Source organism: Mycolicibacterium mageritense, assembly GCF_010727475.1.
Classification (GTDB): Bacteria; Actinomycetota; Actinomycetes; order Mycobacteriales; family Mycobacteriaceae; genus Mycobacterium; species Mycobacterium mageritense.
The window spans coordinates 2,118,857-2,134,022 of record NZ_AP022567.1 but is presented as its reverse complement, the minus strand read 5'-3'; the positions used below and the strand labels follow the sequence as shown (position 1 = coordinate 2,134,022).

The 15,166-nt window shown below is 64.6% G+C and carries 16 protein-coding genes; 9 read left to right on the top strand and 7 right to left on the bottom strand.

What is annotated here, in order from left to right:
- Positions 1-46: 46 nt before the first annotated feature.
- The gene (locus G6N67_RS10230) at positions 47-823 is read left to right on the top strand and encodes an SDR family NAD(P)-dependent oxidoreductase (RefSeq protein ID WP_051578684.1); all 777 of its coding nucleotides are present in this window, start codon (positions 47-49) and stop codon (positions 821-823) included.
- Between the two features lie 90 nt (positions 824-913).
- Here G6N67_RS10230 and G6N67_RS10225 read toward each other — a convergent pair whose 3' ends face one another.
- Positions 914-2,038 carry an NDMA-dependent alcohol dehydrogenase gene (locus G6N67_RS10225; RefSeq protein ID WP_036432400.1) on the bottom strand — a complete coding sequence of 375 codons (1,125 nt, stop codon included), beginning with the start codon at positions 2,036-2,038 and terminating at the stop codon, positions 914-916.
- A 140-nt stretch (positions 2,039-2,178) separates the two neighbouring features.
- On the opposite strand from G6N67_RS10225, the gene G6N67_RS10220 reads away from it, so the two are divergent.
- The 3 genes from G6N67_RS10220 (at position 2,179) to G6N67_RS10210 (ending at position 5,040) form a co-directional block, all read left to right on the top strand.
- The gene (locus tag G6N67_RS10220; protein ID WP_230022193.1) at positions 2,179-2,694 is read left to right on the top strand and encodes a VOC family protein; all 516 of its coding nucleotides are present in this window, start codon (positions 2,179-2,181) and stop codon (positions 2,692-2,694) included.
- A gap of 127 nt (positions 2,695-2,821) precedes the next feature.
- On the top strand, positions 2,822-4,381 hold the full coding sequence (locus tag G6N67_RS10215; protein ID WP_163642161.1) for a DUF4262 domain-containing protein: 1,560 nt from the start codon (positions 2,822-2,824) through the stop codon (positions 4,379-4,381).
- On the top strand, positions 4,381-5,040 hold the full coding sequence (locus tag G6N67_RS10210) for a DUF4241 domain-containing protein (protein WP_036432404.1): 660 nt from the start codon (positions 4,381-4,383) through the stop codon (positions 5,038-5,040). Before G6N67_RS10215 ends, G6N67_RS10210 begins: the two co-directional genes overlap by 1 nt.
- A 119-nt stretch (positions 5,041-5,159) precedes the next feature.
- On the opposite strand, the gene G6N67_RS10205 is transcribed toward G6N67_RS10210, so the two are convergent.
- Positions 5,160-6,005: an LLM class F420-dependent oxidoreductase gene (locus G6N67_RS10205; RefSeq protein WP_036432406.1), complete on the bottom strand. Its 846-nt coding sequence runs from the start codon at positions 6,003-6,005 to the stop codon at positions 5,160-5,162.
- 37 nt (positions 6,006-6,042) lie between these two features.
- Positions 6,043-6,960: a TIGR03564 family F420-dependent LLM class oxidoreductase gene (locus G6N67_RS10200; protein WP_036432408.1), complete on the bottom strand. Its 918-nt coding sequence runs from the start codon at positions 6,958-6,960 to the stop codon at positions 6,043-6,045.
- An 84-nt stretch (positions 6,961-7,044) separates the two neighbouring features.
- Between G6N67_RS10200 and G6N67_RS10195 the strand changes: the two genes are divergently transcribed.
- On the top strand, positions 7,045-7,587 hold the full coding sequence (locus tag G6N67_RS10195) for a TetR/AcrR family transcriptional regulator (RefSeq protein ID WP_051578685.1): 543 nt from the start codon (positions 7,045-7,047) through the stop codon (positions 7,585-7,587).
- Between the two features lie 98 nt (positions 7,588-7,685).
- Here G6N67_RS10195 and G6N67_RS10190 read toward each other — a convergent pair whose 3' ends face one another.
- From G6N67_RS10190 to G6N67_RS10180, 3 genes are all read right to left on the bottom strand, one after another.
- Entirely contained in the window at positions 7,686-8,975 is a 1,290-nt protein-coding gene (locus tag G6N67_RS10190) for a lipase family protein (RefSeq protein WP_036435468.1), read from the bottom strand.
- Between the two features lie 309 nt (positions 8,976-9,284).
- Complete coding sequence (locus tag G6N67_RS10185; RefSeq protein ID WP_036432411.1) at positions 9,285-10,217, bottom strand: alpha/beta hydrolase; 933 nt, start codon at positions 10,215-10,217, stop codon at positions 9,285-9,287.
- Positions 10,214-10,672 carry a DUF3237 domain-containing protein gene (locus tag G6N67_RS10180; protein WP_036432412.1) on the bottom strand — a complete coding sequence of 153 codons (459 nt, stop codon included), beginning with the start codon at positions 10,670-10,672 and terminating at the stop codon, positions 10,214-10,216. The genes G6N67_RS10185 and G6N67_RS10180 overlap by 4 nt, the downstream gene beginning before the upstream one ends.
- Positions 10,673-10,911: 239 nt before the next feature.
- Between G6N67_RS10180 and G6N67_RS10175 the strand changes: the two genes are divergently transcribed.
- The 4 genes from G6N67_RS10175 to G6N67_RS10160 all read left to right on the top strand — a co-directional run bounded on the left by G6N67_RS10175 (position 10,912) and on the right by G6N67_RS10160 (position 14,397).
- Positions 10,912-11,472 carry a cupin domain-containing protein gene (locus tag G6N67_RS10175; protein WP_036432414.1) on the top strand — a complete coding sequence of 187 codons (561 nt, stop codon included), beginning with the start codon at positions 10,912-10,914 and terminating at the stop codon, positions 11,470-11,472.
- Between the two features lie 49 nt (positions 11,473-11,521).
- Positions 11,522-13,027 (top strand): CoA-acylating methylmalonate-semialdehyde dehydrogenase, encoded by a 1,506-nt coding sequence (locus G6N67_RS10170; RefSeq protein ID WP_036432416.1) that lies wholly within the window; start codon positions 11,522-11,524, stop codon positions 13,025-13,027.
- A complete protein-coding gene (locus G6N67_RS10165) occupies positions 13,024-13,449 on the top strand; it encodes a VOC family protein (RefSeq protein ID WP_051578686.1) in 426 nt (141 codons plus the stop codon). Before G6N67_RS10170 ends, G6N67_RS10165 begins: the two co-directional genes overlap by 4 nt.
- A gap of 81 nt (positions 13,450-13,530) precedes the next feature.
- Complete coding sequence (locus G6N67_RS10160; protein ID WP_036435471.1) at positions 13,531-14,397, top strand: mycofactocin-coupled SDR family oxidoreductase; 867 nt, start codon at positions 13,531-13,533, stop codon at positions 14,395-14,397.
- 35 nt (positions 14,398-14,432) lie between these two features.
- On the opposite strand, the gene G6N67_RS10155 is transcribed toward G6N67_RS10160, so the two are convergent.
- Positions 14,433-15,143, bottom strand: coding sequence for a TetR/AcrR family transcriptional regulator (locus tag G6N67_RS10155; protein ID WP_235684119.1), 711 nt, complete (start codon positions 15,141-15,143; stop codon positions 14,433-14,435).
- Between the last annotated feature and the right edge of the window lie 23 nt (positions 15,144-15,166).

Below are 15,166 nucleotides of genomic sequence, written 5' to 3'. Positions count from 1 at the left end.
CCGACCGGTGGATCGAGGCACTGGCCAGGGGCTTAGTCTGTCGATCGTGGATATCAACGGAGCTAGCGCAATCGTCACCGGTGGCGCATCAGGTATCGGCGCGGCAACAGCCCGCCAGTTGGCTGCCAAGGGAGCACGCGTCGTCGTCGCTGACCTGCAGGCTGAGAAGGGCGAGGCCCTCGCCAAAGAGATCGGCGGCGCGTTCGTCAGCGTCGACGTCACCGACACCGCCCAGATCGAGGCCGCGGTCAACAAGGCCGTCGAGCTCGGCCCGCTGCGCGCCCTGGTGAACTCGGCCGGCATCGGCTGGGCCCAACGCACCATCGGCAAGGACGGCGAGTTCGCGTCGGCGCACAACCTCGACGCCTACAAGAAGGTGCTCGCGATCAACCTGGTGGGCACCTTCGACGCCATCCGCCTGGCCGCCACCGCGATGAGCCGCAACGAGCTCACCGACACCGGCGAGCGCGGCGCGATCGTCAACATGACCAGCGTCGCGGCCTTCGACGGTCAGATCGGCCAGGCCGCGTACTCGTCGTCGAAGGGCGGCGTCGTGGGCCTGACCCTGCCCGTCGCGCGTGACCTGTCGGCCGTCGGTATCCGCGTCAACACCGTGGCGCCAGGCCTGATCGACACCCCGATCTATGGCGAGGGCGAGGCGTCGGAGGCGTTCAAGGCCAAGCTCGGTGAGTCGGTGCTGTTCCCGCACCGCCTGGGCAAGCCCGAAGAACTTGCCTCGATGGTGATCGAGCTGATCACCAACTCCTACATGAACGCCGAAGTGGTCCGCGTCGACGGCGGCATCCGGATGCCACCCAAGTAACCTCTCTGCCGAGCAGACGCCAAAGTCCCCCGGAAAGCGATTTCCGGGGGACTTTCACGTCTGCTGGGCAGGCAAAGTTGGGCGGAAAAGTTACCAGTCCGACTCGTCGAACTTGATGACGCCGCGAATGTTGTTGCCGTCCAACATGTCCTGGTAGCCCTGGTTGATGTCCTCGAGCTTGTAGGTGCGGGTGATCATGTCGTCGATGTTGAGCAGGCCCGACTTGTACAGCGCCACCAGCCGCGGGGTCTCCACATGCGAGCTGCCACCACCGAAGATGTTGCCCTTCAACGTCTTCTGCAACATGGTGAACAGGAACAGGTTGAGCTTGACGTCGGCGTCCATCATCGAGCCCATGCCCGTCACCACACACGTGCCGGTCTTGGCGGTGAGGATCAGGGCCTCTTCGATGTACTCGCCCTTCATCTCGCCGACCGCGATGATCACCTTGTCGCCCATCAGGCCGTAGGTCACGTCGATGATCGGCGCGATGGCCTCGGCCATCGACGGGTAGACGTGCGTGGCGCCGAACTTGATGGCCTGCTCACGCTTCCACTCGTTGGGGTCGATCGCGATGACGTGCTTGGCGCCCGAGATCACCGCGCCCTGCAGCGCGCTCATGCCGATCCCGCCGACCCCGACGATGATGACGGTCTCGCCGGGCTTGACCTCGGCGACGTTGGTGGCCGAGCCGAAACCGGTCGGCACCGCGCAGCCCATGATGGCCGCGGTCTCGAACGGGATGTCCTTGTCGATCTTGACGACCGAATCCTTGTGCACCGTCATGTACGGGGCGAAGGTGCCGAGCAGGTTCATCGGCGACACCTCGCGGTCGCCGGCGTGGATGCGGCTGGTGCCGTCGGCGATGGCCTTGCCGCCCAGCAGCACGGCACCGCGGTCGCACAGCGAGCGGAAACCCTTCAGGCACGGCGGACAGGTGCCGCACGCCGGGATGAAGGCGAGGATGACGTGATCGCCCTCCTCGATGCCGGTGACGTTCTTGCCGACCTTGGTGACCACGCCGGCGCCCTCATGGCCGCCGAGTGCGGGCAGGCCGATCGGCGTCGCACCCGTGGTGATGTGGTAGTCGGAGTGGCACATGCCGGCCGCGTGCATCCGGATCTGCACCTCGTCGGCGACGGGGTCACCGAGATCGATCTCGTCGACCTTGAACGGCGAATTGAGTTCCCACAGCAGGGCGCCCTTGGTCTTCATGAATTGCGATAATAGAACACGTTGCAAATTTGTCCAGGTGCGGTCTGTGAAATGGGAGTTTGTTGGCTTGTCTTCGTCGTCGAGCGGCCACTTATGACACACGTTCAGGCAGGTTTGCGGGCATAATTGGCCACTCGGCGATGAGTTCCTCACCCGCCACGGGTCTACCCGGCATGACCTCAATCAGCGCGAGCATCATTCCCAACCTCTGGTTCGACCGTGAGGCCGAAGAGGCCGCCGAACACTACATCGCGGCCTTCGGCGGCAACGGCAGGATCGTCGGCACCATCGCCTCGCAGCCGGCACAGGACGTGCCGCTGGTTGTCGAGTTCGAACTCGACGGGCAGCGATTCGTCGGTATCAACGGTGGGCCGCAGTTCAAGTTCACCGAAGCCATCTCCCTGGAGGTCCGGGTGACCGGTCAGGACGAGTTGGACCGAATCTGGGCCGCACTGAGCGAGGGTGGTGAAGAGCTGCCCTGCGGCTGGCTCAAGGACAAGTACGGGCTGGCGTGGCAGATCACCCCGACCGAGTACTACGACCTGCTCGCCAAGGGGGACTCGAAAGGCGAAGAGCGGCTGATGGCTGCCGTGATGGCCACCATGGGCAAGTTCGACATCGCCAAGTTGGAGGCTGCCTACAACAACGCCGGCTAGCGTGTAGAAGTTTGCCATGCTGCGCGTGAGGCAAATCGCGGTGACTGCGCTAAGCGCTGTGTGATATGCATTGATGTCATGTATGGCAAACGTGGATGCCGCGACGATGTGATCGCTGGTGGCTGCGGTGTCGCGTAACGAATGCCTCTGCATCGTCTGCGTCGACTACGGGAACCGCGACAGGTACGACGACTCCGACCGCAAGCTGATCGCCGACGTGCACCGGCACGGCCACCACTGTGTCGGGATCGGGCCCACCACACCCGACGAACCTCCGCCTCACGCGTTCACCGCGGGGCTGTGGCATACCCACCGGCAACCCGAACTCGCGATCTACGGTGTCGGCGAATTCGATCTGATGGCCGCCGTGCTCAATCAGATCGTGGACCGTGCGCAGGCCTGCGGCCATCGGCTGGCTCCCCATGACCGGTTCTCCGGGGCCATGGGACTGCGCGATGTCGACGCCGACGACTACTGGGTGAAGCTCATGCCCATCCACCCGAGCTGGCACCAGAGCCAGTTCGGCATTTCGTTGTTCTTCAACGGCGTCAACACGGTGGATTTCCTGCAAGTGGTATGGCCCGACGGCGCCGGCCGCTATCCGGGTGAACCGGGTTTCGATGCGTACTTCGCCGACCGGCAACCTCTCATGTGGCTTCCGGTCGCCGATCACCCGCCGAGCGTGTGGGTGCGCGACGACATGCGTTCGGTGGACGACGCAATCCTCGACACAGATAAGGGATTTCGCAAAGTGGGAGCATGGGGCACCGGACCGTTCGACAACGACACGGCAGGCGACTGGGCCAACGACTTCGACGACATCGCCCCGGGCGCACGTCTGGCATTCCTCGAACGAACCTTTGAGCAGGTGCGTGGCGCTGACGTCCTCGACAACCGCGAATGCGAAGAGGTCGTCGCCGCAGCCGCGGTCGTTGCCGCGTTGATGCCGGGCGGGCCGGTCATCGATACCAGCATGGGGCCCGAATCACTTGAGAACGACCAGGAATTCGAGGTTTCCGAAGACCTACGCATCCTGGCGGTCGCCGCGTTGCGTGAAGTGGCCCGGCCGGACTCGGAATGGGCCCAGCTGTGGGCCGAGTCCGGGTGTGAGCCCGAGGTGCAATCGGTGGTGACGCAATTGATCACCGACCTGGAACCGTACGGGGACTGGGCCCCGTTCCGCACTCTCGAAGGGGCGCTCCCTGCGCACCTGCGTGATGCTGCGGTTGCCCTCGAGGTGCTGCGCGGCGTCGTCGAATTCGAAGCGGTGCAGGCATTCACGGTCGAACGCTTTGTCAGACAGCGGAACTGGGGCCGCGCGCTCTACCAGGAGGTCGCCGTGATCGACGGCGATCGGCTGATCCTGTGGATGGGTGACGACGTGCGGGCGCAAGAAACCGGGCTGCCGCTCTTCGAGTCGGAGCTACGCGTGATCCCGTTGTCCTGGCTCTACGACGTCTCGCTCGACGAGCGCTACCGCACCGAGGCAGGGCGACGAGTCCTGCACAGCGTCGAGTTGCGGCTTTACGTCGGTATCAACGACTACGCCAAGCGAATTCGCGGATCCAAGAAGACCGAGCTCTATCCGGAGCAGCTCACCTTCACCAAGTCGGAGGGCGACGGCGGGTCTGAGCAGATGGTGCGGCTCATCGAGTTCGGCCGCACTGCGAGCAAACTGGTGCGCTGATGCGGCTGCGTGATTTCTACGCGCTGCGTACCGGCGTGGCGCCGCTCGCTGAACGGGCGTGCATACTGTCCATCCGCGATGCCGGGATGCTCACGGTGACGTCCGGCCAGATCGAGATCGCCGACCCGATCAACTTCGGGCAGGGTTTCGTCACCGAATTCCCCGTCGGGGTACATCCGGTACGGCTCACCATTGCCGACGTGTCGGAACGACTCGACCGTAGTCACCTGCGGGTGGCTTACCTCAGCGTGAGTGTGCGCGACGATCCACCGGCGAGCATCGAGGGCGTCGTACCCACCGGCAAACCCGCCCCGGAACCCGGCCGGATGTATTGCGTGCCCGTCGACTGCGCCACCGTGGGCGTGGCCGACGCGGCCGAGACGAAACGCATCCACGCACTGCCGTACGAGCAGACCTCGGGGTGGTTCGACGAAGTGGTCTTCGCCGAGCATGCCTACGAGACCGCCGAAGACCATGTTGCGCCGTACGACATTCCGTTGTTCGAAGCCGCCGGTGAGAACTATGTGACCTGCTGGTCCGGCTGGGGCGACGGGCGCTACACGGTCTTCGCGACGCGCAACACCGACGGTGCGCTGTGCGGCGTCCACGTCGACTTCGAGGTGGTCTACGACCGCACCGCCGACTACGACGCGGAGTAGACCGCGCGGCCTACAGTGTCGGGGGCGAAGGCGGCTGATGGCTGCCGTGATGGCCGCCATGGGCAAGTTCGACATCGCCGAGTTGCAGGCCGCTTACCGCGGGGCGTAGCGGATCGGGATCAGCTGACGCCCAGTGGTCCGGCCAGCTCGGCGAGCGCAGGCACCAGCTCGTCAGGATCGGTGAGGATCTGCACAGGTATATGGTTCGCACCGGCGGCCAGGTGCTCCTTGAGCCTGCCCGCGATTGCATCGGTGCTGCCGTACGCGACGAGGGCGTCGATCAGGGCGTCGCTACCGGGCGCGGCGACGTCGGAGTCGGTGAACCCCAACCGCTTCCAGTTGTTCACGTAGTTGGTCCCTTTGAGGTACGCGCCGAGATGGTCGCGCCCGACAGCGCGCGCCTGCGCAGCGTCGGTGGTCAGCACCACCTTGTGTTCGGGAGCGATGAACGCATCGGGTCCGATCAAGGCACGCGCCCGGGCGGTGTGCTCCGGGGTGGTCAGGTAGGGATGGGCCCCCGCGCTGCGGCGTGCTGCCAGTTTGAGCACCTGTGGGCCTAACGCGGCGACGACGCGCTGATGCCTGGGCACGCCGTACTCGTCGAGCTTGTCGAGGTACTCGTTGAGCGCGTCGTAGGGCTTCTTGTATTCGGCGATCAGCTCGGGGTGCCCGGCCCCGATCCCGAGCAGGAACCGTCCAGGGTGGGCTGCCTCGACGCGGTGGAACGATTCGGCGACGGGGCCGGCGGCGGACGACCAGATGTTGACGATTCCCGTTGCCACCTTCAGATTTTCGGTCACCTCCAGGACTGACTGGGCCCAGCCGAGGTCGGCAGGCGGCGAGCCGCCTCCCCAGATCGCGCCATAGCCGAGCGCCTCGATATCCCTCAATTGCGCAGCGGTGAGTTGTTTCCACTGCTCGAAGAGTCCGAAAACGCCGAAGGTGCCCAGGGTCGGATCAGTCATGGTTCAGTCAACCTTCCTTGGCGGTGCATATGGTGCGTCACAACCGCGTTCCGGCCAGCAGTGCGGTGGTGCGCTTGACGGTGTCAGGGTTGCCGTAGGGCATGGCGGCGAATTCGGTCACGCCGGCTTCGGCGAACCGACGCAATTGCGCGACAACGTGTTCCTCGTCGCCCACGATGCTGACGTCTGCGACGCCGCTGACGCCCTCGGCGTCCAGCACCGTCCGGTAGGCAGGCACTTGCCCGGCGATCGCGAAGGCAGTCGCGATGGAGGCCCGGCCCGCCTCTGGATCGGGTGTCACCATCACCGGCAGGCCTGCGACCACCTGTGGTGCCGGACGCCCAGCTGCGGCAGCCGCCGCGGTGATGCGGGGAACGATGCTGTGTTCCAAGGTCTTAGGGCCGGTCCAGGTGGTTATCGTGCCGTCGCTCATCGAGCCTGCGAGGTCGAGCATCCGTGGTCCGAGCGCCGCGAGCACGACGGTGGGTGCCGGCGCCGTGGGCAGATCCACCTGGCCGACAGCGGTGAGCCGGGTGCCGTGGTAGTCGACGGGTTCTCCGGCCAGCGCAGGGATCAAGATCTCGAGGTACTCCCGCAGATATTGCGCAGGGCGCTCATAGGAGTACCCGAGAGCTTCGATCATCGAGGGATGACTCACGCCGAGACCGAGCGTCAATCGGCCACCGACGGCGGCGTTGGTCGTCAATGCCTGACGCGCCAGCGTCAGCGGGTGCTGGTGGTAGGCGATCGCGACGCCGGTGCCCAACTCGATCCGGGTGGCCCGCTGGCCGGCCAGTGCCAACGTGGTGAGTGCATCCCACGGTGCGGTACCGGCGAGTGTGGGCATCTGCGGTAACCAGGCCCGGCTGAATCCAGCCTGTTCGGCATCGCTGACGGCGGTGAGCAGACTGGAAAGGTGACCGGGTTCGGTTAAGGCGGTGCCGGTGATTCGCATGGTTTCCTTGGGGATGAGTATTATCCGGAGACAGTCTCCACTCACTATATGGAGACAGTCTCCGCTTGTCGAGAGGGGGTTCCCATGCGGGCCGATGCGGCGCGCAACCGACGCAAGGTGCTCGACGCGGCGTATGCGGCGTTCCTGCGCTCTGGTGTCGCGACGTCCTTGGACGACATCGCCCGCAGCGCCGGAGTCGGGCCCGGAACTCTGTACCGCCATTTCCCCACCCGGGATCGGCTGGTTCTCGCGGTCATCGAAGACGGGCTGCGCGAAATCGCCGCGCTGGGCGTCAAATTGACCGACCACCCCGATCCGGTTGCCGCTCTTGCGCAGTGGTTGACGGTCTACATCGGGCAGGCCGGTGTGTTCGACGGGTTGGCGCGGAGCTTGGTGGCCCCACCAGACGATGATGACGACGGCAAGGATGCCTGCCGGGCGTCGCGGGCGGCCGGCGCTGCGTTGCTTGCCAGGGCGGTGGATACGGGCGCGGTGCGGGATGATGCCGACATCGATGATGTGCTCGATATGGCCGCGGCCATCGCGTGGATAGGGGAGCAGCCGGATCGGGATGAGGATCAGCGGGGTCGGTTGGTGCGGATTCTGGTCGATGGCCTTCGCCCGTAAGAACGCTGTGCCGAGATCGGTAAGCCGCGCACACCGGCAACTCGGTGGCCGCCCTACATCGCCGGCACCAACCTGACCGGCTCCGGTGGCTTGGGCGGTCACCGCAACAGTTGGTCGCAGGTGGGTGTGGTGGACACCCCGTTGAAGCGGTCGGCGATCCACGCCATGCTCCGCTCGCCGTCGACGAAGGCCGTCAGCAGTGCATTGGTGTTCATTTTGTTGAGAAACGGTGGTTGTTCATTTGTCCACAACGTGACGTCGGCTCCGAGCGCGCACCAATCTCGCGCGGTGGCCACGACCGACTCATACGGTGCGAAGGAGTCCCACCGATTGTGTGAAAGGTAAACCGGTCCGGCGGGTTTCACGTTCCCGATCCGCTGCATCGCCAGGATCGAGGCGAGCGGCTCCTCCCGCACCGATTGGTAGAGATCCTTCTTGAACCATGGCTGGAGATGCCGGAATGCGTAGTCGATGCCGGTTTGGATCATGCACTGCCGACTGGTGTTGGCCAGCATTTCCGCACCGCGCGGCGTAAGGGAATCCGCAATAGGTTGTGTCATATCGGGATACGCCTCTTGGATACCTCGCAGCACCCAACCGAGCGACCCGGCGAGCTGGTTCCCGTCAAGCGGCGGCAACATGCTGGGCAGGTCGGTCGTCGCTCCATTGGCGTAGGTTCCGACAACGTTGAGTTCGGGTGCATACGTGCCGGCCAACTCGGCCGCTGCCAACGCCGAATGCCCGCCGCCCGCCAGCCAGCCCCAGAAGGCTACGGGCCCACCGGCCTTCAACGAGGTGTCGGGCAATTTCATCGCTGCCCGCGCGGCGTCGTTGAGTGCAGCCCCGCCGGCTACCCGGTTCAGAAACTGTGGCGCCATCTGACCGTGAACTCCCAGTCCGACACCGTCGGTCACCACTATCGCGAAGCCCCGCGCCAACAGGGTAGCGATGAATCCCTCCTCGACATTGAACATCAGGTCGAAACCCGTGTCCAAAGAGGCATGGATGCCTTGGTTGAACAGGCGAGACGGAGCGCACTGCTCTCCCATCCCGTACGGGGCGGTTGCGTAGGCGAGCAACGGGCGGGGTCCGCTGCCGGGCCATGGGACGTGAGGTTCGATGTACGTCCCGGTCACCGCCACGGCATGCCCTTGAGCATCGGTGCTGCGATACATGATTCGCGTTCCGGTCCCCACGAATGAGCCAAGTTGCCCCGAAGGCTCCAGCACCAGCCTGGAAGGCTCCGTGCGAATGATGTCGCCCGGCGCGCCCGGCGGCAGTGGACTCGGTGGCGTATAGAACGCCAGGTACCGGGATTCGTCAGCTCGAGCAATCGGCGCGGTGGACGAAATCAATGCTGCCGCAGCGACACACATGGTGACGATCATCGCGCGGACCCAGATTCCGGTCGAGCGGACGAGATGTCGGCGTTTTGGCAGGTGCGCAAACTCGTCACCCGGAAAGGGAATCATCGTTGGTTTCCTCTGGTTGGACTGGATGGACCGATGGGTTACGCGCCTCAGGGCAAAAGTTGGTAGCAGAGCACGGATTTCACACCGGATCGCAATCAGCCACGGTTTAAGGGGCAGTTGGCATCCGACGATGAATCGCTGCGTTGGCGTCCCGGTGCGTCGGTAATATGTTGTGCCGATGGATATTTGATAGAGCGCGTGCTTCCAGAGGGTCGCGCCGGACATCTATCTGAGCAGCGCGGCGAGTTCCGTCGCGAATACCGTGATGGCGTGATCGCCATCGTCGAGTACGCCTGCCAGTAACGGGAAGCTATGGGGCATGCCCTCGTACTCATGGAATTCTGCGTTTACCCCCGCCGCAGTGAGCTTTTCACCGTAGCGTTGGGCGTCGTCGGCGACGGGATCCACTTGGGCGCTGACGATCACGGCAGGCGGGGCGCCCTTGAGGTTCTGCGTCAGCAGCGGTGATGCGAGGCTCGAATCACGGTCGTCGAACTCAGGTATGTACATGCCGTAGGCCCATTCAAGTGCTGCCCGGGTCAGCAACGGGCCGTCCTTGTATTTCTGAACGGAGTCACTGCTCATGGTGGCATCGAGTGCGGGACACAGCAGGCCCTGGGCCCTGACTGGAGGGCCCTGTTCTCGCGAGGCGAGCGCAACGCTTGCCGCTAATGCGCCCCCCGATGAATCGCCCGCGACTGCAAGAGCTTCGGCGTCGATGCCCAGTTCGTCGGCATGCTCACTCACCCAGGCTGTGGCGTCGGCGGCGTCGTGGTGAGCAGCGGGAAACCGGGCTTCCGGAGCCAGGCGGTAGGCAACGGAAATCACGACGAACCCGCCCCGCACGCAGAGTTTTCGGCAGAGCCGATCGTGAGTGTCTAGGCTTCCGCGGACGAATGCCCCGCCATGAAGATAGACAACGCCCGGCAGCACCGGGCCGGCCACGGGCGGGCGGTAGCTGCGCGCCGTGACCGAACCCTGGCGGACGGGGATCGTGAAATCATTTACCGTGCACCGCTTGTCAATGTCACCGGCCAATGCGATCAACTTCTCGCCGGCCTCCCGGTACGCCGTGATCGGTATCTCCCACGGCTGCGGAGCAGGGCGCCCGGAAAGGGACTGCAAAAGCTGCTGGACCTGCGGATGCAGGACATTCACGCGACGACTCGGAAGACTTGGAATTCGACGACGGGTCCGGGTTGGATGCGTCCTTGTCCGACGAAGATGGTTTGGTTGACCCAGGTGTATCGGGGGTCGCCGGATTCCAGGCGTGGGGTGGTGACGAAGTAGTGCTCGCCGAAGTCGGTGCCGGTGGCAGCGCCGCCGAGCGCGGCTGCGGCGGCGTCGTTGACCTCGACGAGGCCTTGGTAGCTCATGTAGATGACGGCGCCGTCGTCGGTGTAGAACTGGGCGCGCACGTCGAGTCGGCCGTAGCCGTCGTCGCCGGCCAGTAGCCAGTCGCCGCCGCCGGGGGCGGCGGTGCCGCTGAATCGGTTTCCGGTGACTTTGCCTCCGGTGACGGCGAGCACCTGGCGTAGTCCGTAGGGGCCCGGGCCGACGATCTGCGGTTCGGCCAGTTCGGCGGTGTAAGAGAACTCCAGCTCCAATTTCATTGACTGCACTCCTTTTTCGGGCAGAGCTGCCTTCAGCTCCGCGGTGGATCTGAGAGTGCACCATGAGTCGGTGATAGTCAACACATTGTCGAGTAATCGATTGACCACGGCTGGCCGACGTGGTCGCTACAAAATCGACAGTGTGTTGACTAGCTTCGACTGTGAGTCTAGTCTCAACCTCGCTAGGCCGTGACGCCGAACACCGGCGCACGGCGTCACACCGAAAAAGAGGGATTGACATGGCCACCACGTCGGACGTCGACCAGATCCAACCGTCAAATACACGCGACGAGAGCTATGTCTCGCACCGCGAAGACATCCACTTCAAGATGACCGGTGACTTCATGACGGGCGTGGACTTCTGGATCCACGCGACCGGTGAGACCACCAGCGGCCAGCTGATTGTCATCGAGACCAACTGGGTGCGCGGTACCGAACCGGTGTGGCACATCCACCACCGCGAAGAGGAGGGGTTCTTCGTGATGGACGGCGAGATCAAGATCCACACCGAGGCCGGTTCGTACAGTGCCAAGAAAGGCCAATTCGTGTGGGGGCGCAAGGATCAACGGCACACCTATGAGGTGGTCGGTGACGAAGCCCGGATTCTCGTGGTGTTTGTGCCCGGGCCCGACAGCAGCGGTTTTGAGCCCAACGGCGGCATCGACAAGTACTTCTACGAGGCACGCAACCGTGAACTTCGCACGCCAGAGCAGCTGCAGGCAGAGGTGGAGAACCTGAAGGTCAACTACGGCCTGGAGATGTTCCCCGACCTGCCGCATCCGCGCGAGCAGAAGGCCTGAGTCTGGTTCTCGTTTCAGATATTTGGCCTCACCGAGCATTGGAGTTGCTGTGACCATCGATATATCTCTTGACACCGTGCCGCATTGGATAGGCGGCGCCGCCGTGGCCTCGGTGGAGGGGCCACGCGCCGAGATCCATGATCCCGCGACGGGGCGCGTGATCGGCACGGTCGTATTGGGCGGTGCCGACGCCGTCGACGAAGCTGTCGTCAGTGCGCGAAATGCCGCTGCGGCATGGGCCGACACTCCCGGCCCCGTCCGTGCATCGGTGCTGCACCGCTTCAGGGTGCTGCTACATGAGCAGATCGACGACTTGGCGTCGATCATCACGGCCGAACAGGGCAAGACCCTCGCGGACGCCCGGGGAGAATTGGCGCGCTCGATCGAAGCCGTCGACGTATCGCTTTCGGTTGTGCAGCAACTCAAGGGCGAGTACGCCGAGCAGGTTGCCAACGGGGTTGACACGTATTCCTTCCGGCAACCTCTCGGGGTGTGCGCCGGCATCACACCGTTCAACTTTCCGGTCATGGTGCCGGTGTCGATGTTTGCGGCTGCGATTGCCTGCGGGAACGCGTTCGTGCTCAAGCCGAGTGAACAGGTGCCCTCGGCATCGGTGCGGTTGGCGCAGATCATGAGCCAGGCAGGACTGCCCGACGGTGTGCTCAACGTGGTGCACGGCGGCGTAGAGGCAGCCGAGGCGCTCATCGACCACCCCGATGTCGCGGCAGTGTCGTTCGTCGGGTCCACCCCGGTAGCTCGTGCGATTTACCGGCGCTCGGCCGAGGCAGGCAAGAAGGTGCAGGCTCTCGGGGGCGCCAAGAACCACCTTGTGGTGATGCCCGACGCTGACCTCGACGCCGCCGCCGATGCACTGGTGTCGGCGGCGTACGGTGCCGCGGGTCAGCGATGCATGGCCGTGACGGTCGCGGTCGCCGTCGGCTCGGCGGCCGACGCGCTGGTGGACAAGATTGCCGACCGCGCAAGGGCGTTCAGGGTGGGCGACGGCGCGGCGTCGGGTATCGACATGGGGCCGTTGATCTCAGCGGGTGCCCTCGATCGGGTCCGTGCGGCACTGGAACGATCTGTCGAGCAGGGTGGTCGACTGATCGTCGACGGCCGTGACCGGCCTGCGGCAGGTGACGGCTACTTCATCGGCCCGAGCCTGGTCGACCGCGTCAGCGTCGAGAGCGACCTGTACCGCGACGAGGTGTTCGGACCGGTCCTCAGTGTCGTGCGGGCCGACGATCTCGAGCAGGCCCTGCAGATCGTCAACGACAACCCCTACGGGAATGGTGCCATCATCTTCACCGGCAGTGGCACGGCGGCACGTCGGTTCAGCCGGGGCGTGTTGGCAGGCAGCGTCGGGATCAACGTGCCTATCCCCGTGCCGATTTCGTGGTTCGGCTTCGGTGGATGGGGAGACTCCCGCTTCGGAGATGACGGGCTCAACTACGACGGCTACCGCTTCTACACGAGGTCCAAGGTCGTCACGCAGCGCTGGACTGAGCCGACGCCGGGCCTTGCTCCGCACTTTGTCGCGGCGGGCCGTCAGTGACCTCGCCACTGGCGGCTGGCCCTGTTCGACTCGACCACGTCGGAATCCTCGTGCGCGATCTGGATTCGGCCCGAACACATTGGTGTGACCGGTTTGGCGTCGAAGTTGCTCGCACGGTTGATGTTCCGGCCATGAGCCTCAGCGCGGCGTTCCTCAACGTTTCCGGGGCGGAGGTCGAGTTGTACACGGTCCACGACGAGGACGCGCTTGATGCAGCTCTCGGCGGAGCACCGGCAAAGCTTGACCACGTGGCCCTACGGCTACACCGCGCCGATGGCCCCGAACTCGTCGGTTGCGCGATCCGGGGGCCCGGGCGCGCGGATCCGATCGCAGAACCGATTCTGATGGGAGACGCCACACATGTCTGGACCGAGCCGCCCGGAATCGATGTCCTGCTCCAGTTGATCAGGCCGGCCGGGTGAGGCCTCGATCTATACCCGTTGCACCACACGCGGTCTCACCGGCAGGCCGGCCGTAAACAAATCACCAACTAAGGAGTGAACATGGGACGCATGGAAGGAAAGGTCGCGCTGGTCACCGGTGCGGCCCGAGGTCAGGGACGGGCACACGCCATCCGCCTCGCCCAGGAAGGCGCAGACATCCTCGCCTTCGACTGCCCGGCCGACGGAAGGGTTCCCTATCCCGTCGCCACGGCTGCCGATCTCGAGATCACGGTCAAGGAAGTCGAGGCGCTGGGCCGGCGAATCATCGCACACCAGGGCGATGTCCGTGAGCAGGCCCCGCTGGACCGGTTGGTCGCCGAGGGCGTGCAGGCCTTCGGCGGACTCGACGTCGCCGTGGCCAACGCGGGCATCTGGACGGTGCACCCGTTCGCGGACATTCCCGAGGACGAGTTCCTGGACGTGCTCAATATCAACATCATGGGCCCCTGGCGCACCCTCAAGGCGGTAACTCCCGCCATGAAGGCACGCGGAGGTGGCTCGGTGATCATCACCTCGTCGGGCAATGGCGTCGAAGGCTCTCCCCACTACGTGCACTACGTTGCGTCGAAGCACGGCGTACTCGGATTGGCCAAGAGCGCAGCACTCGAATTCGGCCAGTACGGCATCCGCGTCAACTCGCTGCTGCCCGGGCCCACCGATACGCCCGCCCTGGATTGGCAAGGCGGTTATGATCTTTGCGCGGGCAAGGGCCCCGGAAACGGCGTCAAAGAGGATCTACAGGGCGCGAAGTACTGGGCGGTTCTGCGGGACGTGGGCCTGCTGCCGCCGCAGGCCATGAGCGAGGCGGTGCTGTGGCTGGCCTCCGACGAATCACGATGGACGACAGGCCTCGAGATGCTGGTCGAGGGCGGCCACATGCTCTTGCCTGGGCTGAACATGACAAAAATGGCCCTGGACAACCAATAGCGTCAGACGAGTGAGCCCTCTGCGAAAGGCGTCGATCACGCCTTCGCGGAGGGCTTGCGCCGTTTGGTGGATTTTTCAGCAGGCTTCCAGTCGAGGCCATAGACCGTCCGGAGCCAAATGGTGGTCACCGTTTCGGCCATGCTCTCCAACGGAATTGCGTTCTCGCTGCGCAGACTCATCAACGAAAGATTGCGTTCGCCCATCCACATCAACGCGGCAGCCAACGATCTGGCAGGTGGCCCGTCGATGGCCACGCCGGCAGCTCTGTCTCGTTCGATGCTGGCAGCCGACGCGTCGATGAAGCGACCGAGGATCGCGTCCCATTGCGTCTGCAGGTCCGGCTCGGCCGCTGCGGCGTCACCCACCTCACGAAGAACGTGACCGTGCCGCTCCCACACCTGGATGACCTCGTTGACGGCATGCGCGATGGCCGCCTCCGGCGGCATGCCTGCCGGGCGCTCAAAAATCAGCTGCGACGCTTGGAACACATCGGCTGTGACCCGCGAGAGCAGCGCGGAGAGCACCTGCCATTTGGACTCGAAGTAGAAGTAGAACGATGACCGAGACAGCCCCGCGCGCTTGGTGAGGTCATCGATCGAGATGTTGCGCAGTGGGACGGTGCGTAACAGGTCGTAAGCGCCTTCGAGAATGGCTTGTTCGCGCCTGTCGCCCTTGATGTTTCGTCGGCCCACCCGTGTTTCCGCTGCGCTCAGGCTGAAAGGTGAAGTGGACGCCATACGCAACATGATAAGTCAGCACAACCCGCGGG

Coding starts and splice junctions, on each gene's coding strand:
- G6N67_RS10220 (WP_230022193.1), top strand. CDS start 2,179: ATGAGTTCCTCACCCGCCACGGGTCTACCCGGCATGACCTCAATCAGC.
- G6N67_RS10155 (WP_235684119.1), bottom strand. CDS start 15,143: ATGTTGCGTATGGCGTCCACTTCACCTTTCAGCCTGAGCGCAGCGGAA.
- G6N67_RS10200 (WP_036432408.1), bottom strand. CDS start 6,960: ATGCGAATCACCGGCACCGCCTTAACCGAACCCGGTCACCTTTCCAGT.
- G6N67_RS10180 (WP_036432412.1), bottom strand. CDS start 10,672: ATGAAATTGGAGCTGGAGTTCTCTTACACCGCCGAACTGGCCGAACCG.
- G6N67_RS10175 (WP_036432414.1), top strand. CDS start 10,912: ATGGCCACCACGTCGGACGTCGACCAGATCCAACCGTCAAATACACGC.
- G6N67_RS10225 (WP_036432400.1), bottom strand. CDS start 2,038: ATGAAGACCAAGGGCGCCCTGCTGTGGGAACTCAATTCGCCGTTCAAG.
- G6N67_RS10190 (WP_036435468.1), bottom strand. CDS start 8,975: ATGATCGTCACCATGTGTGTCGCTGCGGCAGCATTGATTTCGTCCACC.
- G6N67_RS10205 (WP_036432406.1), bottom strand. CDS start 6,005: ATGACTGATCCGACCCTGGGCACCTTCGGCGTTTTCGGACTCTTCGAG.
- G6N67_RS10210 (WP_036432404.1), top strand. CDS start 4,381: ATGCGGCTGCGTGATTTCTACGCGCTGCGTACCGGCGTGGCGCCGCTC.
- G6N67_RS10160 (WP_036435471.1), top strand. CDS start 13,531: ATGGGACGCATGGAAGGAAAGGTCGCGCTGGTCACCGGTGCGGCCCGA.
- G6N67_RS10195 (WP_051578685.1), top strand. CDS start 7,045: ATGCGGGCCGATGCGGCGCGCAACCGACGCAAGGTGCTCGACGCGGCG.